Below are 20,939 nucleotides of genomic sequence, written 5' to 3' on the forward strand. Positions count from 1 at the left end.
CGGCCGGTGCGTGTGCCGCTGACATCGCATCAGGCTCAGCCGGCGGCCAGGCGTAGTCCCAGGATGAAGGGGAGGCCGTTGGGGGTGCCTACGCCGGTGATGGTGTCGTAGCCCTTGGCGGTGATCTGGTTGGTGTCGGTGGGGTTCTGGGAGTCGAAGACGTCGATACTTGCGCTGTCCGTGTTGCTGGCGGGGGTGTAGGTCGCGCGGTTCTGTTTGGGCGTCGTCGCGGTGACCGGGAGGATGTCGTGGAACGCCGGGGTGCCGTGCAGGCGGTAGATCAGAGGATTGATGAAACCGAAGGTCGAGCGCCGGCCCTGCTGCGCGTCGGCGACCAGTGCCGCGACGAGTGGCGCGGACAGGCTGGTGCCGGCGTTCACCATCGTTCGGTACGTGTTGTCCGAGGCCGTGTAGCCCGTCAGCATGCCGGTGCTGAGATTGCCGACGGCGGCGATGTCCGGCACCGCACGATTCACCGCCGTCCGGCCGCCGACCTTCACGTGTGACATCGACGCCGGTACGACGCCCTTCTGATACGCGGGCTGTGGATAAGTCAGGCTCGTCCCACCGCCCGCGCCACTGACGCCCAGGTCACTCCACTCGCCGTCCTCGAGGACCGCGGTGTCGTTCGACCAACTCGTCTCGAACACCCGGGTGTTCCCTGCGCCGAGGCCCAGCGTCGTACCGCCGACTGCCGTCACGAGCGGATCCGAAGCCGTCGTTGTCAGGCCGGGTGTGTCACCGGAAGCGAAGTACAGGCCGACGCCTTCCGCAGCCGCGCGGACGGTGATCGCGTGGATGGTCTGCGGGGTGACGTCGCCGATCGGGATCTGCCACGAGTTGGAGATGATCGAGGCGCTCGGGCGGTGACCGTCGCCGATGAGGACGGAGAGCGTGGCGTTCAGGAGGGCTTGGTCCTCGTCGCAACCGATTCCGACGACCATCAGCTGATCCGCATGGGGCGCCATCGCGTAGACGGCTTCGGAGTCCATCTCGGCTTCGTCGTTGTACCGGTCGGCGCTGCGCGCGCGAGGGCCGCAGTTGGCGTCGCCGCCGGCCTGCGTCTCGCGGTACTGGCTGGGCGTCGGCGCCGGAAGGTGATTCCGCTTCGCGTACTCGGTCAGCGTCTGGAACATCGCGGTCGGCGCCGCGCTCTCGGTCAGCGCAACAGTCTGGCCCTTGCCCGTGAAGGCCCACGAAGCCCCGTAAGCAGCACGCAGTTGCCGGGCCGAGTATCCACAGATCGGCAGCGAGGCCCTGGTCAGACCGCGGTACGACGGGTGGACGGGAACCACATGTTGCGCCCAATAAGACGAGCAAGTCGGCTGCGCAGGGCGTGACGTCTGCGCTGCGGAGGCGTGGGAGGTGCCGAGCCCCGTGACCCCCATGATGGCCTGAGCGAGCGACGCCGGGCGCGTGTCGCCCTGAACGCCGACGACCGATTGAACGGTCGAAGCCGGCCCGGACGCCGCCACGTAGTCACGGCCCGCGCTGACCTCGGCCTCGAGACCGCCGGCCGTCAGCCAGTCGGAGACGGCCTGGGCTGTCGCGGTGGACGGGCCGAAGCGGGCTGTGTACGCGTCAGGGCCCAGGTAGTGGTGGAACTCGGGACTGCCCGGCCTAGAGACCGCGGCAGCGAATCGCGAGGCGCTGTCCCAGTCAGGCTTCAGCCACACCTGGATGCTCAGGGAGCCCGCCTGAGGCGTTGCCGTGACCGCCCCGGCGGAGACGCCGGCGAGTACGAGGGCCGCGCAGCCTGCGGCGGCGATGGCAGTCCTCAGCAAGACCCCTCCACGCTGGGTGATCAATCAGTCACGACTTGATCACCCTACGCGGCGGGAGGGCTACTTGACCGCGAGCTCGCCGAGCTCCGACCAGCCGTCCTGGGGCACCTTGAAGTTCACGATGCGCGGCGTCTCCACCAGGTGCGGCGGCAGGTGCTGCTGGGCCGCCTTGAAGTGGTCCGAGGTGACGTGGTGGGTCGCGGCGTCGTCGTCGGCGAAGGCTTCGACCAGGACGTATTCGTTCGCGTCGTCGAGCGATCGGGACCAGTCGAACCAGAGGCAGCCCGGTTCGGCGCGGGTCGCGGTGGTGAAGTCGGCGGTGATGGACGGCCAGTCGTCGGCGTGCTCGGGCTTCACACGGAACTTCGCGGTAATGAAGATCATGGGCACCAAGCTATCCCGACAGCCGCCAGGTTCCAGGCTCGAAACGAGAATCAGCGGAGCGTGAAGCCAGTGCCCAGATTGTCACGTGGATCCAGCGTGAACGTCGCAGTCCCCGTGCGGAAGGCGCTGCCGGTGACCTCGGTGATGACGCCGGCGGGTGTCTCGTCGACGACCCGGCCGAGGAACGTGGTGCCGACGATCGAGTCGTGCTGGAGCGCCTGATCGAGCCGCAGCCGGCCCTCGTCGTGCAGGAGGGCGAGGCGTGCCGACGTACCGGAGCCGCAGGGGGAGCGGTCGGCCTCGCCGTCGGCGAAGACCGCGAGGTTGCGCTGATGCGGACCGGACGGTCCGTCCCCGAGATCGTCGTACAGGATCGTGCCGTAGAGACCGCTCAGGCGGGGGTCGGCCGGGTGGACGGCGACCGGGTCGAGGGCCCACTTGATCTCCCGGCCGATCGCGATCAGGTCCGCATAGCACGCGGAGTTCAACGACAGACCGAGGGACGATGCGAGGACGGAGGCGTAGAAGGCGCCGCCGTAGCTGATGTCCGCCAGCACCTCACCGCGCGCGGTGGACACCGGTACGCCGCGGCGCAGCACGTACGCCGGAACGTTGCGAAAGGCAACGCTCGACACCACTCCACCGACACAGCTCACCCGAGCGACGACCCGCCCGGACGGTACGTCGATCACGACATCGCTCGCGCCGTCCCGCGGAACCTGGACCAGTCCGGTCTCGACCGCCCAGGTCGCCAACGCGATCGTGCCGTGTCCACACGCCGTCGAGTACCCGTCCTTGTGCCAGAACACCACCCCGAAGTCGGCTCCGTCGTCATCACCCGGTACGACGAACCCGCCGTACATGTCCGCGTGACCGCGCGGCTCGTTGACGAGCAACCGCCGTACGGCGTCGACCGCCTCGGACGACTGCGCCGTGACGCGCCGGTCTGCCACGGACGAACCCGGAACTTCGACCGACGTGACGATCCGGAACGGCTCGCCCGCAGTGTGGTAGTCCACAACACGCACATCGTCCACGGAAAGCACCTTAGACAAACCAAAACCGCTGCCCGCCCCGGTTCCACGGGGCAGACAGCGGCGCGAGCGACCTGGACGAGGTGTCAGGCGGCTTGCGGTACGCGGTTCCGGGCGGCCCAGACGGCGCGGCGCAGGCTGGCCTTGTCCGGGTAACCGGCCTCGCGGCCGATCAGGTACACGTCGTGGCTTCGCATGTTGACCATGCCGGCCACGTACCAGACCGGGCTCCCCTCGGCCAGCATGGTGACGATCATGGTCCGGGTGTCGGTGCTGATGTTCATTCTGACCCTCTCCTCTTGGTCGCTCTTACCGGTACGTCGAACCAGAGGGCCCGGGTTCGACACCGGAGGAAGAACAATCCGCAGAAAACAAGGCGCCCCGATCGATGATCGGGGCGCTTGTCCGTGTGGGTCCCGGGGGGAGTGGGACCACCACACGTTGGGGGGGACTTTGACGTTAACCCGACCAAGGGGTCACACCCGGTCATTTTCGGGCGAGTCTGACAACGTCGTCCGCTCAGCGGTTCGTCCGTCTCCGGTACAGCGAGGTCGCGAGCAGAATCGAGAACAGGAGCAGACCAGAACACCACGCCAGCGCCAGCCGGCCGTTGTCTCCCAGCGGCGTCCCGAGCAGCAGACTACGGACGGTTTCGATCACCGGCGTGATCGGCTGGTGCTCGCTGACCGGCCGTAGCCACGCAGGCATCGACTCCGGCTGGACGAAGGCACTACTGAGGTACGGCAGGAACAGCATGAAGAAGCTGAGCGTGCTGGCCGACTCCACCGACCTGGCGATCACCCCCAGTCCCGCCGCGAGCCAGGACAGCGCAACGACGTACAGGAGCAGTAGACCGATCACCCCGAGCCAGTCGATTACTCCGCCGGCCGGCCGGAACCCCATGGCCAGTGACGCGAGGATGACGATCGCTGTCGAGGTGGCGTTGCGCGCCACGCTCGCAACCACGTGTCCGGTCAGCACTGCGAAGCTGTGGATCGGCAGTGAGCGCAGACGGTCGATCATGCCGCTGTTCATGTCGTCCGCGACCACCATCGCGGTCGACGCGGCGCCGTACCCAGTGGTGAGCAGCAGGATCCCCGGTACGACGTAGTTCACGTACTCCGTCCCCGTGTCGATCGCACCGCCGAACACGTACACGAACAGCGCCATCATCAGCAGCGGCATCAGCACCGCGGCGAACATCGTGTCGACGTTGCGCCGGGCCAGCCGGACGCTGCGGTCGATCATCGTCGCCGCGTCCGAGCACGCGGCGACAACTCCCTGGTGTGTCATCAGTAACCTCTCACGCGGTCAGAGCGAGGAACACGTCGTCGAGCGTCGGCCGGTGCGACGACACGCGCTCCGGCTCCAGTCCGTTGTCCCGCAGTACGTCGAGGACGTGGTGCAGGTGCATCGCCGTACCGTCGGACGGGACGTTCAGTACGAGTCCGTCCGCGACACCGTTCAGTACGCCGCTCGCTTTGAGCAGCTGCAGTTCGTCAGCGAACCGCAATTCGATCCGCTCGCCGCCGATCTGGGTCTTGAGGGCGTCCGCGGTACCGCTGGCAACGATGCGCCCCTCGTCGAGTAGCACCACGCGGTCAGCCAGCCGGTCCGCCTCTTCCAGGTACTGCGTGGTGAGCAGGATCGTCGTGCCGTCGCGGACCAGGTCGACGATCGCGTCCCACATCGCTGACCGACTGGCTGGGTCGAGACCGGTCGTCGGCTCGTCCAGGAAGATCACGCGTGGCCGGGCGATCAGGCTCATCGCCAGATCGAGCTTCCGGCGCATGCCTCCCGAGTAGGTCTTCACGCGCCGATCCATCGCGGCCGTGAGTCCGAACTGCTCGAGCAGCTCGGACGTACGCCGCCGCGCGGCACCTCGACCGAGATGCATCAACCGGCCGACCATCACCAGGTTCTCCCGGCCCGTCTGGTTCTCGTCGACCGCGGCGTACTGCCCGGTCAGGCTGATCACCCCGCGAACCCGGGCCGGCTCGCGAAGGACGTCGTACCCCGCGATGCTCGCCGTACCGGAGTCCGGTCGGGTCAGTGTGGTCAGGACCCGCACGGTGGTGGTCTTGCCGGCACCGTTCGGGCCGAGCAGGGCGAGCACCGACCCCTCCTCGATGCTCAGGTCGACCCCGGCCAGTACGTCGGTCGGGCCGTACGACTTCCGGAGTCCGGTCGCCTCGACGATCATCGTCCCCTCCTTACTGCGTATTAGATACGCTAAATAGCGTAGCAGGTACGCAATAGGGCTCGGCAAGCCCTAAACTGACCCGGTGGAGAACGAGGAGTTGCCGGCCGACGTCGCGGCGATGTGGCGCTTGCGGGAGACCCCGCGGCGCGGGCCGAAGCCGTCGCTGACGCTCGACGACATCGTCCGGGCCGCGATCGAGATCGCCGACGCCGAGGATCTCGCGGCCGTCTCGATGGCCCGGGTCGCCGAGCGGCTCGGCAACTCGACGATGGCGCTCTACCGGCACGTGAAAAACAAGGACGAGCTCCTCGTGATCATGTCCGACGCCGCGCTCGAGCGCCCGGACCCGATGCCGGAGGGAGTCGACTGGCGCACCGGGCTGACGTTCTGGGCGGACGGCGTGATCGCGGCGATCCGCCGGCATACCTGGTACGCCCGGGTGCCGATCTCGGGACCGCCCGCGGGACCGAACAACCTCGCCTGGTTCGACTCCGCGCTCGGCGTGCTGAAGGACACCGGCCTGCCGGAGGAGGCGAAGGTCGGCGTGGTGATGGGGCTCATCACCTACGTGCAGGGGGAGATCCGGATGGCGTTCGACCTCGCCGCCGGCTACGCGGACAATCCGGATGCCTTTCAGCGGTTCGGTTCGACGCTGCGCCGGGTCGCGGACCCGCGCGTCTATCCGGCCGTCGCGCGCACCGTGGAGGCCGGCGTGTTCGACGAGGTCGGCAGCTTCGAGGAGGACAACGAGGCCGACTTCGACTTCGGCCTGCAGCTGTACCTGGACGGCGTGGCCGCGTTCATCGAACGGGTGTCCGTCAAGGGTGAATGATCGCGTCGGCCGCTGACGCGGTGGCGGCGATCAGGTGCGCGTTGCGCTCGTCGGATCCGTAGGTGCGCGCGTGCGCTTCCTCGGGGGACCTGCCGAACAGGCGGTGCCGGGCCTCGAGCCGCTGGTGACGCAGTTCTTCGGGAACTTCGACGTACCAGCATTGGTCGAGCAGTGCGCGGAGCGCTGACCAGGGGGCTTCGTCGAGGAGCAGGTAATTGCCCTCGGTGAGGACCAGCGTGACCTCGGGTGCTACGCCGATGCTCGCGGCGATCGAATCCTCGATGCTGCGGTCGAAGCGCGGCGCCCAGATCTGCTCGTCCGGTGACTCCTTCACCCTGCGCAGCAACGCGACGAAGCCGAAGCCGTCGAAGGTCTGTGGCGCACCCTTCACATCCGCGAGCCCGATCTCGTCGAGAACCGACTGTGCGAGGTGATAGCCGTCCATCGGGACCAGGGCGACCTTGTGTCCGTCCGCGGCCAGTTTCGCGGCGAGCTGCTCGGCGTACGTCGACTTTCCGGACGCCGGCGCCCCGGTGATGCCCAGGATCTGCCGCCGCCCTCGTGTCGCCAGCGCGACGGCACGCTCGTAGGCGGCGGCTGAGTCCAGGGTCTGCACTGCTGAATCCTAAGCGAGGTAGCCGCGACGGTGAGGGTTGGTGAGTGGTGCGGGTCCGCGGCCTACTCCTCCGGCGGTGGTGGTTCTTCGGCGCCTTCGCGTTCGTCGCGCTCGGCCCACTCCATCAGCGTCTCGAGGGAGTAGACGTTCTCGTCGATCGTGGCGTGCAGGTCGCCGAGTTCGGCGTACCGCTGGGGGACCGTGGCGATCGTGAAGTCCTTCGGGTTCACGTCGTCGATCTCGTCCCAGTGGATGGGGGTCGACACGGTCCCTTCGGGGTTGCCGCGGACGGAGTACGCCGCCGCGATCGTGTGGTCGCGCGCGTTCTGGTTGAAGTCGACGAAGACCAGTCGTGGATCACGATCCTTGCGCCACCAGGTTGTCGTCACGTCATCGGGCGCGCGTCGCTCCACCTCACGGGCGAAGGCGAGGGCGGCCCGCCGTACGTCGGAGAACCCGTACTCGGGTTTCACGCGGACGTACACGTGGATGCCGCTGCCGCCGGACGTCTTCGGGTAGCCGACCGCGCCGAGCTCGTCGAGTACTTCATGGACCGTGTGCGCGACCCGGCGTACCCGATCGAAGGGGCAGTCGGGCATCGGGTCGAGGTCGATGCGCCACTCGTCCGGCTTCTCGGTGTCGGCGCGGCGCGAGTTCCACGGGTGGAACTCGACGGTCGACATCTGAACCGCCCACGCGACATGCGCGATCTCGGTGACGCACAGCTCGTCGGCGGTCCGGTTGTACCGCGGGAACTTGACCCGGACCGTCTCCATCCACGGCGGCGCACCGTGCGGCAGCCGCTTCTGGTGCACCTTCTCGCCCGCGACGCCTTCGGGGAACCGGTGCAGCATGCACGGCCGCTCGCGCAGCGCGTTGACGATGCCGTCCCCGACGGACAGGTAGTACTTGACCAGGTCCAGCTTGGTCTCGCCACGGGCAGGGAAGTACACGCGGTCCGGATTCGAGATCCGGACCGTCCGCTCGCCGACCTCGAGCTCGATCGCCGGAGACTTCCCCTTGGACGCGGCCATGACGCCAACCTAACCGGCCCCGGGGACAAACGGCATCAGGCCAAGCGGGTGAGCCAGCCGCGCGTGTCCGGAGTACGCCCGTACTGCAGGTCGAGCAGCGAGCTGCGGATCTTCGCGGTCACCGGGCCGACGCCGTGGTCGACCGAGTGGTCGCCGATGGTCAGGTCGCCGTCGGGCCAGGCGACGCGGCCGATCGGGGTGATGACCGCGGCGGTGCCGGACGCGAACACCTCGGTGATCTCCCCGTCGCGTACGCCGTTCTTCCACTCGTCGGCGGAGATCCGGCGCTCCTCGACCGGGTGGCCGAGGTCGGCGGCGAGCTCGATCACTGACGCGCGGGTGACGCCCTCGAGGATCGATCCGGACAGTTCGGGGGTCGCGATCCGGCCGTCGGCGTACACGAAGAACATGTTCATGCTGCCGATCTCCTCGAGCCACTTGTGCTCGACGGCGTCGACGAACGCGACCTGGTCACAGCCGTTCGCCACCGCTTCGGCGAGGCCGGCCAGGCTGGCGGCGTAGTTGCCACCGCACTTGGCCGCGCCGGTGCCGCCCGGGGTTGCCCGGATGGTCGACGTGGTCAGCCAGATGGAGACCGGTTTGGGGCCGGTGTTGAAGTACGGGCCGGCGGGAGAGGCGATGACGCCGAAGAGCACCTCGTGAGCCGGCCGGACGCTCAGAGCGGCTTCGGTGGCCATCATGTACGGCCGGAGATACAGACTGGTCTCGCCGTCCTTCGCTGAAGGCACCCAAGCCTCGTCGACGGTCACCAGTGCACGCAGGGCCGCGACGAACTCCTCCTCCGGAACGTGAGGCAGCGCGAGCCGCTCCGCGCTCGCGGTGAACCGGGCCGCGTTCCGATCGGGGCGGAAGGCCCACACCGAGCCGTCCGGGTGCCGGTACGCCTTGAGGCCCTCGAAGATCTCCTGCGAGTAGTGGAAGACAGCCGCCGCCGGGCTCAGCTTGAGCGGTGCGTACGCCGTCACCTTGGAGTCGTGCCAGCCGCGGTCCGCCGACCAGTTGGCGATCACCATGTGGTCCGTGAACGACTGGCCGAACACCGGCTCCGCCAATACGGCCGCACGAGCCGCCGCAGTGGCCGGGTCGCTCCGCAGCTCGACCGCGAAGTCCCACGCGTCTGTCACTACCGTTCCCCGCTGTTCACCTGTCACTCACCGCACGCTACCCCTGCCCTCATGTCCACCTCGACCCACCGCCCACACTCCGACCACTGCGGTACGCCGAGTGCGCCAGCAGCGCCCGCAACTCGGTGCCTCCAAGCTGACCATCCGGTACGACGCGGAGGACCCGGTGCGCAGCGTCGTACACCCAGAGGTCATGCCACTCGTCGGGCAACTCGATCAGCGCGCGCAGCGCCAAGGCGAGTCCCGCGGCGACCTCACCTGCGACGACCAGGCACTCGGAAAGCGTCAGGTCGAGTCGGGCGCGCTCACCGATCCAGGTGTCCGGGCAGAGCTCTCTGGCTCGCTCCAACAACACACAGCCCGCCACGCCGTACCCGAGCTGTGCGCAGACCCGGCCCTCTGCCCAGTGCAGCTCGTAGACCGCACCTGTTTGCAGCAGCTCGTCACCGACGCCGATCAACTCCTGCAACGCCGCGTGTATCTCGCTCGTCTGCCCGAGTTCGGCGAGGACCAAGGCTCGGGCCGCGCGTGGGAAGCACCCGGCCGGACCAGGCCTCTGCCGGTCCAGCGTTACCGCGTCATCAGCCAGTTGGAGCAGCGCTTCCGCAGGACGTCGCTCGGCCAGACCGCTGATCGCCTCCCTCGCACGCACCAGCGCCGACGTCTCGCCAGCACCGTCGGCGGCCGCTCGCGCAGCCCACCACCAACGCCTTGCTGTGTAGGTGTCACCGAGTCTTGTCAGAGTCTCGGCGATGAGCATGCTCAACTCGGCTGTCTGGTTGCTCCGTGCGCGCAGCAGGCTCACCAGCTCCGGAAGGAGCACCGTCGGCGGAACAGCATGGACGTCACCAAGCAACTCACGCCGGTCCGCCTCGCCGGCTGTCGCGACAAGCCCACGCCAGGCCGTCTCCAACCCGTTGGCGGGCTCTGGTTGTTGCTGACTCGTGCGCGCGGGCCTTCGCTCGAAGCTGGTCGTCAGCTGGGCGCCGGTGCCGAGCTCCCGGTCGCAGAGGCGGGCCAAGTCGGCAGAGCCGGGCCGCTGGCCGCGCTCCACCTGGGACAGGTAGCTGTAGTCGTACCCGACGCGTGCCGCGAGTTGCCGCAAGCTCAGACCGACTGCCTGCCGGCACTGCCGCAGCAGGGGACCGAAGGCTGCTGTCTCGATCACAGGACCACCCCGTTCGTGCTTCGAGCTCATGTGGTGCGTGCCGGCCAAGCTACAAGCCCTCGCCGACAAAAACCGTTCAAAACAAGGACATGTGGGCTGTGGGCTGTTCCTACAGCCCACAGCCCACACCTGTTGTCCGCAGTGCGTTCCGGGCACTGTTGGCGAGGTGAACACGCTGCAGCGACAGGCTCGTCTCTTCCGTCTGGTGCGCCACCCCACTCCCACCGCGATCCTCGCCGAAGGCGTGGAGTGGTCCGACGGCGCAGTCACCGTCCGCTGGCGCGGCCCCCACCCAGGTACGTCGACCTGGGACGCCGGCGTAGAAGCCCTCCTGGCCGCCCACGCCCCCGATCCCCGCACCCAACTCCACTGGACCCAAGCCCCCACGCCGGTCGCTCGCACGAACCCAAGCAACCCAACCACCCAGACCACTCGCACCGCTGCAAGCGCCCGCACCGCCCCAGCTCCCACCATTTGGCTGCCCGCCGGGACTCCCGACGGGCTCTGCATCCGCTGTGGCCAGGCCTGGCCGTGTCTCAGGTGCGGCCCGTGAACGGCCCGATCGGGCGGTGGGGTGCTGCTGCTGAGATGGAGCTGTTCGACTTACTTGACGCGGTTTAGTGTGCGGGGGTGATTGATCCGTTGGATGAGCTTGATGCTCAGGTGGCTCGGTTGCGGGTGGTGGCGGATGAGTTGCTGGCCGCTCGGGGGAAGCCGGTGTTGCGGGGGGAGCAGGTTGAGCTGGTTGAGGACGGGCCGACGTTGCTCGCGGCGTACGAGGAGATGCAGCGGAGCTGTCACGAGCAGATCCGGGCGTTGGATCGGGGGCCGTACTCGGCGCCGCCGGCGTCGCAGCAGAAGCTCGAGTTGGAGCGGCTGGCCGACGGGTTGGCGTATCGCGCGATCTACGGGTTCGAGGTGTTCGAGTCCGAAGAGGTGATGACAGTGCTGCCGGAGCTGCGGGCGGCCGGTGAGGAGAGCCGGGTGCTGCCGCAGATGCCGATGAAGATGGTGCTGGGAGACGACAACATGGCGCTGGTCGCGCTGACGAAGCGGGCGCCGGCGGAGTGTCATCTGCTGATCAGGTCGACCGGTTTGCTGGACGGGCTGATCGCGACGTTCGAGATGTTCTGGGGGTTGGCCGTCCCGATGCCCGAGCTCGAGGCGACGGGCGAGGTGGCGGAGTTGCGGGCGCCGGATCGCGACATCCTGATGCTGCTGGCGGGTGGGGCGACGGACGACATGATCAGCCGGCGGCTCCGGATCAGTCCGCGGACGACGCAGCGCCGGGTCCGCGCGCTGATGGATGCTCTCGGCGCGCAGACCCGATTCCAGGCGGGTGTTCAGGCCGCGCGGCGGCGCTGGATCTGAGTGTGACCCGGATCACTTGCCGATCTGGATTGCGTCGAGCAACTCAGGTGTTCTGAGTTTCATCGAGCAACTCAGGAAGAGGAACCCGGCGTGACCACTAGCACTCTCGAATTGACCACCGCGCGGTCACCGCGCACGCTGAGCCGGCGCGCCGGCTTCTGGACGGCCGCTTCAGTAGCGGGCATCAGCCTCTGGACCAGCGCCGCCCCAACAACGACGTACCCGCTCTATGCCTCGGCCTGGCATCTCACCCCCACTGCGACCACCGCGATCTTCGCCGTCTACCCGGTCGTGCTGGTTGCCTTCCTCCTCGTCTTCGGCCAACTGTCCGACTACATCGGGCGAAGGGCGGCGATGCTGTACGGCGTCGGCGCACTGCTCGCCGGTGTCCTGCTCTTCGCGATCGCACCGTCGGTCGCGTGGGTGTACGCCGGTCGAGCGCTGATGGGAGCCGGCGTCGGCCTCGCGCTTACGCCCGCGACGGCCGCCGTGGTCGAGTTCAGTCCGCTCGGCAAGGCAGCCCGCGCCTCGTCCGTGACGACCGCGGCGACGGCGGCCGGGCTCGCGCTGGCGACGATCGTCGGCGGTGGCCTGATCGAGTACGCGCCGCTGCCGCTGCACCTCGATTTCTGGGTGTTGCTCGCCGTGGTCGGGGTCGTCTTCGGCCTCGTCTGGCGACTCCCGCGGCACACGAAGGACGAGAGCCGAGGCCCTTGGCGGCCGCGTCCGATCTCCGTCGCCAAGGAGATCCGGACCCTGTACGTCGCATCCGCCGTCGCCGTGACGACTGCCTATGCGTTCGGCTCGGTCTTCCTCGCACTCGGCGCTCAGGTCGCCCGCCAGCTGATCGGGACCGCGAACATCTTCGTCATCGGTCTGGTGCTCGCGATCATGTCTGTCACGATCGGGGTCACGGCGGTCGCCGGACGTCGTTTCGCAGCCGGCCGTCTGGTCCTGGTCGGGGCGGTCGCGACGCTGGTGGACCTCGCGGTGCTCGAGACGTCGGCGCAGCTGCACTCGCTGCCGCTGTTCATGACCGCCACCGTGCTGGGCGGCATCAGCTACGGCCTGCTCTTCTCGGGCGGTCTCGGTCTGATCACCGCGCACGCGCCGGCTCACCACCGCGGCGGCACGGTAGCTGCCGTGTATCTCGTCGCCTACATCCTGCAGGGAGCGATCGCCCTGGCACTCGGGCTGGTGGCGACCGCGTCGGGACTCGGTACGGCGTTGGTCCTGGGCGTGATCGTGATCGGTAGCCTGGCGTTGCTCGCCGTCCTCGCTGCCGGTGCCCTGATGGCGAAGCAGGTCGAGGAGGTGTGATGACGACGCGTACGGCGACCCGGCCGAACTGCTCGATCGCTCGGGCACTCGAGCTGGTCAGCGACCGCTGGACCTTCCTGATCCTGCGCGAGGCGCATCTCGGGACCACCCGCTTCGCGGACTTCCGCGACTACCTCCGGATCGCGCCGAACATCCTGACGAACCGGTTGAACGCGATGGTCGACGCCGGTCTGCTGGAGAAGCATGAGTACCGCGAGGAAGGCGAGCGGGCGCGGTCGTCGTACCACCTGACGCCTGCGGGTGAGGATCTGAAGCTCGTGCTGGCGGCCTTGCAGCAGTGGGGTGATGTGCACGTACCGCGTGCGGACGGGCCGACGGTGCTCCGGCGCGACACACGGACCAATGGCCTTGTCGACGTCGGTTTCGTGGACAAGGACGGTGCGCAGGTTCCGCAGGAGGATGTGGTCTTCGAGCCGGTCCCCGGGGGCCCCGCAGATCGCAGTACCTGGCGTTGACGTACGGCGGACCCGTTGTAGCGGGCCCGCCGTACTCATGTCGCTAGTTGATCGTCACGACCGTGCCGGCGCGGTTCGGGAACTCGACGAAGCCGGTGGAGCGCTTGTCGGTCGGGAGACCGGACCACGACGCGGTGACTTGGAAGGGCTTGAAGGCGCCCGGTGCGGACGACGGCGTCACCTTGAGCGAGCCGCCGCCAGTCACGACGTTGGTCTGCATCGTGTACTCCGTCGTGCTGGCGCCCGGCGGGTTGGACAGGGTGATGGCGAGTACGCCCCACACGCCCGGGGTCGGACCGGCCAGGCTGGCCGACGCCTGGTTGGAGCCGTCACCGACGAAGGACAGCGCCTGCATCTGGCCGTTCACGACCTTGTAGAGCACCAGCCAGATGCTGCCGGCCGGGTCGACGGTCTTGATGTTCCACTGCACCGCCTTGGTCTGTGAGGTCACAGTGACCGGGTAGTCGGGCAGGTCCGCGTCAGCAGCACCAGCGGGGACCGCACCCGGTACGAGAGGTGCCGAGACGACGCCGTACGAGCGGATCGGCACACCGGCCTTGCCGACGGTAGCGGTGAACGACGTGGAGCCGGAGGCGCCAGTGCCGGACACAGCGGTCGGTGCGAGCACAGACGTCGGTACGACGACGATTGGGCTGCGGACCGTCTTGCCAGCGCCCTGCCAGGTCAGCCAGCCGTTGGTCGTCGCGCCGGAGTCACCGGTGTCGAGAGTGAGCCGCACCGTGAAGGACTTGGTCTGACCAGCCTTGCTGAAGTTCAGGATCGACGGCGTCACCACTGCCTTCATGCCCGGCACCGACACGGTCGCCCGGTACAGGCCCGGAGTCACAGCGGTCACGCGGCGGGTGATCGTCTGCGTACCGAGCAGTTGTCCCACAGAAATCGACGGAGCGTTGTAGTCACTCGGGTTGATCGCAGGTACGCCGGTGCCTGTCTTGACGCCCGTACCTTCCAGGTAGCCCAGCCAGTCCGTGTCGCCCGAGTCGTAGACGAGGCCAGGGTCCAGCATCTTGGACGGCTGCACCTCACCGGCGCCGGCGTCGAACGGGTTGGTGTCGACCGCGCCGGTGGAGGTCAGCACGTCGCCGGCCGTCGTCATCAGAGCCGACTTGACCGCCATCGGTGACCAGTCCGGGTGCAGCGACAGGTAGAGCGCCGCCAGACCCGCGATGTGCGGTGCGGCCATCGACGTACCCGAAAGGAACGCGTAGTTCTGTCCGCCGTTGGTCGGCGGCGCAACTGCGGCCAGCACATTCACACCAGGCGCAGCGAGGTCAGGCTTCAGCAGGTTGCCGTTGCTCGACAGCGAGGGTCCACGCGACGAGAAGTCGGCCATCTGCGGGTACGGCGTCGTACTGGTGGTCGTGTTGCCCGGTACGAGTTCAACCGTCGCGCCGGCCTGGGCCGCGTACGAACGCACCGTCAACGCACCTGGCGTGTTGAGATGCACAGTCGGTACGGCGTGGGAGTCGCCGACCACGTCCTGGTCGAAGAGGTTCAAGAGCACCATGCCGACGCCACCAGCCCGCTGTACCTCGGCGGACTTGTCGACGCGGGCACTGATACCGCGATCACAGGCGACGATCTTGCCGGCGGTCTTGGCCGGGTCGAGCGTGTTGGCCAGACAGATCAGTGCGTCCGCATCGCTGACGCCTGCCTTCTTGACGGCGACACCGGTGACGAGCGGCTTGCTGCCGGTCGCGGACGAGACAGTAGTACTGACACCGGCGTACTTCTGGCCGTTGCCCAGCACGACGGTGCCGTTCCACGGCGCGACTGTGGTGGCGCCAACGGTGGTGACCCACGGCGAGGTGTTGTCGAGCGTCGATGCGTCCGGACCGGAGTTGCCACCGGCTGCGGAGACGAACACACCTGCGGACGCGGCGGACAGGAACGCCAACTGGATCGGGTCGGTGGCTGCGGACTCGATCGTCGAGCCGACCGAGTAGTTGATCACGTCGACGCCGTCGGCCACTGCCTGGTCGATGGCGGACACGATGTCGGAGGTGAGACCGCCGGAGTCGTTGGCGGCCTTGCCCTCCCAGAGCGCTTTGTACACGGCGATCTTGGCGGCCGGTGCGACGCCGGTGACCTTTCCGAGGTCGCGCCCGCCCAGTACGACGTCCACGTTGGCCTTCCCGGCCGCAGTGGTTGCCGTGTGGGTTCCGTGGCCCTCGCCGTCGCGCGGCGACACGTAGTCGGCACGCCGCTCCGGCGGAACGATGCTCAGCCACCCGTCACCGAAGTACTTCGCGCTGATCAGCTTGGTGTTGCACAGGTCGGCGGTGAAGTCCTGACCGGTCTGGCAGCTGCCGGTGAAGGTGCTGCCGTCGGCCTTCTCCATGACGGTCGTGGAGCCGTCGAGGTAGGGACGGTACGGGTCCGCGGCGGTCGGCGGCTCGGTGCCGAGCTTTGGGCCGGACAGCGACTCGCTCTCGGGCCAGATGCCGGTGTCGACCACACCTACGACGACACCCTTGCCTGCTGACGCCGTACCGCCGAGCTTGTTCCAGACGCCGTTGGAGCCGGACAGCTTGAGGAAGTCGGTCGGGTTGCGGTCGTCCAGGGCGTGGTGCAGCTGGTCAGGTACGACGGACACGACGCCAGGGGTCTTGTTGAGCTCGTTGACCTGCTGGGAGCTCAGTGCGGCCGCGAAACCGTTCAGCGTGGTCGAGTAGTCGTGGTCTACCTTCGCCCCGACCTTGCCGGCGACCTGTGCGTGCTTGTCGTTGAGGTAAGCGCGGTACGCCTTCCCGCTGGTGCTGTTGACGTCCACCTTGCGACCAGCTGCCGGTTTGGTTGCCTTCAGCCCGGTCACGCCACCTTGGTACGTCGCGAGCGGCTTGTCGGCCAGCGTGACGACGTACCGGCCCGGTGCGAAGCCGAAGCGGTTGGCCGACTCAGGAGCGGGTCCCGGTGTCGCGGAGCCTGGTGGAGCCACCAAGGCGGTGGTTATCAGCGCAGCGCCCGCCAGCAATGCGGCGCGGCGGCGCAGGTTGGGACTGTTCACGTGATGCCTCCACGGCAGTAGTCCTGGCCGAGGCTGTAGCCCCGGCCGCCCGCCCCGAGCACGGACGCCGAAGAGCCTGCCAATCCGTCGCGCCGACTACACGGGATTGGCTTCAAATTGCCGCTGGCGGAAACCTGCCAGCGGGTATCCGACAGCGTCGGATACCCGCCCCTGCCGATGCATTGACCGATAGTTATGGAGCATCTCTACTAAATGACTATGCGATGGCTCGCGGTGGTTCTCGGGGTTCTGCTCACCAGCTCGACGGTTCCGGCCCAGGCGGCGCCGGACCCGGCGAAGCACGCGCTGGTCGGGTACCTGCACGCGAGTTTCGCGAACGGGTCCGGGTACGTGCCGCTGGCCGACGTACCGGACGAGTGGGACATCATCGACCTTGCCTTCGGGGAGCCGACCTCGGTGACCTCGGGGGACATCCGGTTCACTCGGTGCCCGGCGAGTGAGTGCCCGAACGTGGAGAGCGACGCGGACTTCACCGCGGCGGTCAAGGCGAAGCAGGCGGCCGGGAAGAAGGTGCTGATCTCGATCGGCGGCCAGAACGGGCAGGTCCAGCTCACCACCGCCGCCGCGCGGGACGCGTTCGTCAGCTCGGTCAGCGCGATCATCGACAAGTACGGGCTGGACGGGCTCGACATCGACTTCGAAGGGCACTCGCTCTACCTGGACTCCGGCGACACCGACTTCCGCAACCCGACCACACCGGTGATCGTGAACCTGATCGCGGCGCTGAAGAGCCTCAAGGAGAAGTACGGCGACAAGTTCGTGCTGACGATGGCGCCGGAGACGTTCTTCGTGCAGGTCGGGTACCAGTTCTACGGCGGCTCGAACGGCGGCGACAGCCGCACCGGGTCGTACCTGCCGGTCATCCACGCGGTGCGGGACTTCCTGACCGTCCTGCACGTCCAGGACTACAACTCAGGTCCTGTCATGGGCCTGGACAACCAGTACCACACCATGGGCGGCGCGGACTTCCACATCGCGATGACCGACATGGTGAAGGCCGGCTTCCCGGTGGCGAACACCGACCGGACGTTCCCGGGACTGCGCGACGACCAGATCGGTTTCGGGCTCCCGGCGGCAGTCGGCGCAGGCAACGGCTACACCGCCCCGGCAGCCGTGCACGAGGCGCTCGACTGCTTGGCGAAGGGCCAGAACTGTGGCGGCTACAGCCTCCGCGGCGGCACTTCGCCGGGCCTGCGCGGGCTGATGACGTGGTCGATCAACTGGGACCGTTACTACAACTGGGAGTTCCGGAACAGCCACGCGCCGTACCTCGACGCCCTCCCGTAGGCCGCCCCTCGGGCCCGGTTCGCGAATCAGCCCCTCGCGAACCGGGCACGGGCCTGTGGATTACCGGTCCCGGTTTGTGCGTTCTCGCTGGTATGAAGGACGCATGACAGCGTCAACGACCCGCGCGGTGATCCTCACCGTGGACGACGACCCCGGCGTTTCCCGGTCGATAGCCCGTGACCTCCGCCGCCGGTACGGCGAGGAGAACCGCATCGTCCGGGCGGAGAATCCGGCGCAGGCGCTCGACGCGCTGAAGGAGCTGAAGCTCCGCGGCGAGCCCGTCGCACTGCTGCTGGCCGACTACCGGATGCCCCAGATGTCCGGTATCGAGTTCCTCGAGGCCGCGATGGACCTGTTCCCGCTCGCCCGCCGCGTGCTGCTGACGGCGTACGCCGACACCGACGCGGCGATCCAGGCCATCAACGTGGTCGACCTCGACCACTATCTGCTGAAGCCGTGGAACCCGCCGGAGGAGAAGCTGTACCCGGTGGTCGACGCGATGCTCGACCTGTGGAGGTCGACCCCGGAGCCGTCCGGTGACGAGACCCGGGTGATCGGGCACCGCTGGTCGGCGCCGTCGTTCGCGGCCCGCGACTTCCTCGCCCGCAACGCGGTGCCGTACCGCTGGCTGAACGTCGACGACGACGAGGCCAAGCGACTCCTCGACGCCGCCGGGGTCGACGGCGCGACGCTGCCGGTGGTGATCACCCCCGACGCCACGGTGATGGTCGCCCCCTCCGAGGTCGAGCTGGCCACCAAGGTGGGCCTGACCACGGCGCCGGCGAACGATTTCTACGACCTGGTCGTGGTCGGTGGCGGGCCGGCCGGCCTCGGCGCGGCGGTGTACGGCGCCAGCGAGGGCCTGCGGACCGTCCTGGTCGAGCAGTTGGCGACGGGCGGCCAGGCCGGCCAGTCGAGCCGGATCGAGAACTATCTGGGCTTCCCCGACGGTGTCTCGGGGGCCCAGCTGACGGACCGGGCGCGCCGGCAGGCGGTGCGGTTCGGGGCCGAGCTGCTGACGACCCGGCAGGTGGTCGGGCTGGAGACGCTCGGGAACGCGCGACGGCTGCGGTTCGCCGACGGCAGCGAGATCTCGGCGCACTCGGTGATCCTGGCGACCGGCGTCTCGTACCGTACGCTCCAGGCGCCCGGCGTCGACGAGCTGTGCGGCCGCGGGATCTACTACGGCTCGGCGACCACCGAGGGCCCGGCGTGTGCCGGCTCGGAGGTCTACATCATCGGCGGGGCGAACTCCGCCGGTCAGGCCGCGGTCTATTTCTCGAGGCATGCCGAGCGCGTGCATATGCTGGTCAGAGGACCATCGCTCACCGCGACGATGTCGTCGTACCTGATCGACCAGATCGCCGAGATCGGCAACATCGAGGTGCACACCTGCACGCAGGTCGTTTCCTGTATCGGCTCGGAGCACCTGGAACACCTCACCCTGCTGAACAGCGAGACCGGGGAGAAGCGCGAGGTGGACACGGAATGGATGTTCGTGTTCATCGGCGCGGCTCCGCGGACGGACTGGCTGCCCGGTGACCTGCTCCGCGACGAGCGCGGTTTCGTCCTCACCGGACCGGACCTGCACGGCCGACCGCCGGGCTGGCCGCTGGAGCGGGAGCCGTACCACCTCGAGACGAGCATGCCGGGCGTGTTCGCCGCGGGCGACGTCCGGGCCGAGTCGGTGAAGCGAGTCGCGTCGGCGGTCGGCGACGGGGCGATGGCCGTGACACTGGTGCACCGATACCTGGAGATGCTCTGATGACTGACCAGACCGTGGAGCCGCGGCGGCTGACCCCGGACGAGCTGCGCACGCTGTTTCTCTTCGAGAGCCTCACCGAGGAGCAGCTGGGCTGGCTGTCCGAGGCCGGGTACGTCGAGTCCGTGCACGACGGGATCGTGTTCAACGAGGGGGACGAGGCGTCCTGCTGCTACGTCCTGCTGTCGGGTGAGATCCGGCTCTGCAAGCTGTCGCACGGCGAGCTGGTGGAGATCAACCGCACCAGCCAGCGCGGTGTGTACTCCGGTGCGTTCAACGCGTTCTTCGGTGCCAACGACCACAAGTCGTACACCGCGACGATGCAGGTGACGCAGCCGTCGGAGTTCTTCGTGATCAGCGCCGAGACGATGGCGTCGATGATGAACACCTGGTTCCCGATGGCGGTGCACCTGATCGAGGGCTTCGTGATGGGCATGCGGCGGACCAACGAGACGCTGGGCGAGCGGGAGCGGCTGCTCGCCCTCGGTTCGTTGTCCGCGGGTCTGACCCACGAGCTGAACAACCCGGCCGCGGCGGCGGTCCGCGCGGCGGCGTCCCTGCGGCAGCGGGTCTCCGGCATGCGGTCGAAGCTGGCGATGCTGGCCGACGGGACGCTCGACGCGACCAAGCTGCACCAGATCGTCGCGCTGCAGGACGACGCGGTCGAGCGCCTGGAGAAGAACAAGGACAAGGACGTCCCGCCGATGGAGCTGTCCGATCGCGAGGACACGCTCACCGACTGGCTCGACGACCACGACGTCCAGGCGAGCTGGGACGTGGCGCCGGTGCTGGCCCAGGCCGGTCTCGACGTGCCGTGGATGGAGGAGGTGCTGACGGCGGTCGGCCCGAAGTACCTCGAGGGCGCGGTGCGGTGGTTGATGTACACGATCGACACCGAGTCGCTGATGAACGAGATCGACGACTCGGTGACCCGGATCTCGACACTCGTTGGTGCCGCCAAGCAGTACTCGCAGATCGACCGGGCGCCGTACCAGACCGTCGACCTGCGGGAGTTGCTGAAGTCGACGCTGGTGATGATGTCGGGGAAGTTGCAGGGGTACGAGGTGGTGAAGGACTTCGATCCCGACCTGCCGGCGATCCCGGCATACGCCGCCGAGCTGAACCAGGTGTGGACGAACATCATCGACAACGCGGTCAGCGCGATGGGCGGCTCCGGCACCCTGACGCTCCGGACCCGGCGGGACGGCGCCTATGCGGTGGTCGAGATCGGCGACACCGGACCGGGGATCCCGGAGGAGATCCGGCGCCGGATCTTCGAGCCGTTCTTCACGACGAAGCCGATCGGCGAGGGGACGGGCCTCGGCCTCGACATCTCCTGGCGGATCGTGGTGAAGAAGCACCACGGCGACCTTCGCGTCGAGTCCGAGCCGGGTCGCACGGTCTTCAAGATCGTCCTGCCGCTCGATCCCGAGCGCGAGCTGGAGTCCGACCCGGCGCTGCTCGCCTGAGGTCG

The 20,939-nt window shown here is 68.2% G+C and carries 18 protein-coding genes; 7 read left to right on the top strand and 11 right to left on the bottom strand.

Annotation, left to right across the window (positions count from 1 at the left end; all coding sequences use genetic code 11):
* Positions 1-35: 35 nt before the first annotated feature.
* The 6 genes from ACFYRH_RS29200 to ACFYRH_RS29225 form a co-directional block, all read right to left on the bottom strand.
* Complete coding sequence (locus ACFYRH_RS29200) at positions 36-1,784, bottom strand: protease pro-enzyme activation domain-containing protein (RefSeq protein ID WP_387782048.1); 1,749 nt, start codon at positions 1,782-1,784, stop codon at positions 36-38.
* A 60-nt stretch (positions 1,785-1,844) separates the two neighbouring features.
* Positions 1,845-2,168, bottom strand: a complete 324-nt coding sequence (locus tag ACFYRH_RS29205) for a putative quinol monooxygenase (protein WP_387782050.1) — start codon at positions 2,166-2,168, stop codon at positions 1,845-1,847.
* 50 nt (positions 2,169-2,218) lie between these two features.
* Positions 2,219-3,205 (bottom strand): proline racemase family protein, encoded by a 987-nt coding sequence (locus ACFYRH_RS29210; protein ID WP_387782052.1) that lies wholly within the window; start codon positions 3,203-3,205, stop codon positions 2,219-2,221.
* Positions 3,206-3,288: 83 nt separating this feature from the next.
* Complete coding sequence (locus tag ACFYRH_RS29215; protein ID WP_387782054.1) at positions 3,289-3,486, bottom strand: hypothetical protein; 198 nt, start codon at positions 3,484-3,486, stop codon at positions 3,289-3,291.
* Positions 3,487-3,721: 235 nt separating this feature from the next.
* On the bottom strand, positions 3,722-4,495 hold the full coding sequence (locus ACFYRH_RS29220; protein ID WP_387782056.1) for an ABC transporter permease: 774 nt from the start codon (positions 4,493-4,495) through the stop codon (positions 3,722-3,724).
* 10 nt (positions 4,496-4,505) lie between these two features.
* A complete protein-coding gene (locus ACFYRH_RS29225) occupies positions 4,506-5,405 on the bottom strand; it encodes an ATP-binding cassette domain-containing protein (RefSeq protein ID WP_387782058.1) in 900 nt (299 codons plus the stop codon).
* A gap of 82 nt (positions 5,406-5,487) precedes the next feature.
* Here ACFYRH_RS29225 and ACFYRH_RS29230 point away from each other — a divergent pair, with 82 nt between their 5' ends.
* The gene (locus ACFYRH_RS29230) at positions 5,488-6,237 is read left to right on the top strand and encodes a TetR/AcrR family transcriptional regulator (RefSeq protein WP_387782060.1); all 750 of its coding nucleotides are present in this window, start codon (positions 5,488-5,490) and stop codon (positions 6,235-6,237) included.
* Here ACFYRH_RS29230 and ACFYRH_RS29235 read toward each other — a convergent pair.
* From ACFYRH_RS29235 to ACFYRH_RS29250, 4 genes are all read right to left on the bottom strand, one after another.
* Positions 6,224-6,853: a nucleoside/nucleotide kinase family protein gene (locus ACFYRH_RS29235; RefSeq protein WP_387782062.1), complete on the bottom strand. Its 630-nt coding sequence runs from the start codon at positions 6,851-6,853 to the stop codon at positions 6,224-6,226. The two genes, ACFYRH_RS29230 and ACFYRH_RS29235, sit on opposite strands and share 14 nt — an antisense overlap.
* Positions 6,854-6,915: 62 nt before the next feature.
* Positions 6,916-7,887, bottom strand: a complete 972-nt coding sequence (ligD, locus tag ACFYRH_RS29240) for a non-homologous end-joining DNA ligase (RefSeq protein WP_387782064.1) — start codon at positions 7,885-7,887, stop codon at positions 6,916-6,918.
* 35 nt (positions 7,888-7,922) lie between these two features.
* On the bottom strand, positions 7,923-9,032 hold the full coding sequence (locus tag ACFYRH_RS29245; protein WP_387782065.1) for a branched-chain amino acid aminotransferase: 1,110 nt from the start codon (positions 9,030-9,032) through the stop codon (positions 7,923-7,925).
* Between the two features lie 49 nt (positions 9,033-9,081).
* The gene (locus ACFYRH_RS29250) at positions 9,082-10,200 is read right to left on the bottom strand and encodes a helix-turn-helix domain-containing protein (protein WP_387782067.1); all 1,119 of its coding nucleotides are present in this window, start codon (positions 10,198-10,200) and stop codon (positions 9,082-9,084) included.
* A 630-nt stretch (positions 10,201-10,830) separates the two neighbouring features.
* On the opposite strand from ACFYRH_RS29250, the gene ACFYRH_RS29255 reads away from it, so the two are divergent.
* From ACFYRH_RS29255 to ACFYRH_RS29265, 3 genes are all read left to right on the top strand, one after another.
* Positions 10,831-11,571, top strand: coding sequence for a hypothetical protein (locus tag ACFYRH_RS29255; RefSeq protein ID WP_387782069.1), 741 nt, complete (start codon positions 10,831-10,833; stop codon positions 11,569-11,571).
* Positions 11,572-11,661: 90 nt separating this feature from the next.
* On the top strand, positions 11,662-12,891 hold the full coding sequence (locus tag ACFYRH_RS29260; RefSeq protein WP_387782071.1) for an MFS transporter: 1,230 nt from the start codon (positions 11,662-11,664) through the stop codon (positions 12,889-12,891).
* Positions 12,891-13,367, top strand: coding sequence for a winged helix-turn-helix transcriptional regulator (locus tag ACFYRH_RS29265; protein WP_387782073.1), 477 nt, complete (start codon positions 12,891-12,893; stop codon positions 13,365-13,367). The genes ACFYRH_RS29260 and ACFYRH_RS29265 overlap by 1 nt, the downstream gene beginning before the upstream one ends.
* A 43-nt stretch (positions 13,368-13,410) precedes the next feature.
* Here the strand turns inward: ACFYRH_RS29265 and ACFYRH_RS29270 are convergent, their stop codons facing one another.
* On the bottom strand, positions 13,411-16,395 hold the full coding sequence (locus ACFYRH_RS29270) for a S8 family peptidase (protein ID WP_387782075.1): 2,985 nt from the start codon (positions 16,393-16,395) through the stop codon (positions 13,411-13,413).
* Positions 16,396-16,614: 219 nt separating this feature from the next.
* Here ACFYRH_RS29270 and ACFYRH_RS29275 point away from each other — a divergent pair, with 219 nt between their 5' ends.
* From ACFYRH_RS29275 to ACFYRH_RS29285, 3 genes are all read left to right on the top strand, one after another.
* Positions 16,615-17,703 (top strand): chitinase, encoded by a 1,089-nt coding sequence (locus ACFYRH_RS29275; protein ID WP_387782077.1) that lies wholly within the window; start codon positions 16,615-16,617, stop codon positions 17,701-17,703.
* 103 nt (positions 17,704-17,806) lie between these two features.
* Positions 17,807-19,468, top strand: coding sequence for an FAD-dependent oxidoreductase (locus ACFYRH_RS29280; RefSeq protein ID WP_387782079.1), 1,662 nt, complete (start codon positions 17,807-17,809; stop codon positions 19,466-19,468).
* Positions 19,468-20,934, top strand: coding sequence for an ATP-binding protein (locus tag ACFYRH_RS29285; protein WP_387782081.1), 1,467 nt, complete (start codon positions 19,468-19,470; stop codon positions 20,932-20,934). The genes ACFYRH_RS29280 and ACFYRH_RS29285 overlap by 1 nt, the downstream gene beginning before the upstream one ends.
* Positions 20,935-20,939: the final 5 nt, after the last annotated feature.

Origin of the sequence: Kribbella sp. NPDC004875, from assembly GCF_042873375.1 — a bacterium.
Taxonomy (GTDB): domain Bacteria; phylum Actinomycetota; class Actinomycetes; order Propionibacteriales; family Kribbellaceae; genus Kribbella.

Excerpts from the sequence above, each read along its gene's own strand:
- ACFYRH_RS29265 (WP_387782073.1), top strand. The coding sequence starts at position 12,891 with ATGACGACGCGTACGGCGACCCGGCCGAACTGCTCGATCGCTCGGGCA.
- ACFYRH_RS29275 (WP_387782077.1), top strand. The coding sequence starts at position 16,615 with ATGCGATGGCTCGCGGTGGTTCTCGGGGTTCTGCTCACCAGCTCGACG.
- ACFYRH_RS29225 (WP_387782058.1), bottom strand. The coding sequence starts at position 5,405 with ATGATCGTCGAGGCGACCGGACTCCGGAAGTCGTACGGCCCGACCGAC.
- ligD (WP_387782064.1), bottom strand. The coding sequence starts at position 7,887 with ATGGCCGCGTCCAAGGGGAAGTCTCCGGCGATCGAGCTCGAGGTCGGC.
- ACFYRH_RS29205 (WP_387782050.1), bottom strand. The coding sequence starts at position 2,168 with ATGATCTTCATTACCGCGAAGTTCCGTGTGAAGCCCGAGCACGCCGAC.
- ACFYRH_RS29285 (WP_387782081.1), top strand. The coding sequence starts at position 19,468 with ATGACTGACCAGACCGTGGAGCCGCGGCGGCTGACCCCGGACGAGCTG.
- ACFYRH_RS29280 (WP_387782079.1), top strand. The coding sequence starts at position 17,807 with ATGACAGCGTCAACGACCCGCGCGGTGATCCTCACCGTGGACGACGAC.
- ACFYRH_RS29220 (WP_387782056.1), bottom strand. The coding sequence starts at position 4,495 with ATGACACACCAGGGAGTTGTCGCCGCGTGCTCGGACGCGGCGACGATG.
- ACFYRH_RS29215 (WP_387782054.1), bottom strand. The coding sequence starts at position 3,486 with ATGAACATCAGCACCGACACCCGGACCATGATCGTCACCATGCTGGCC.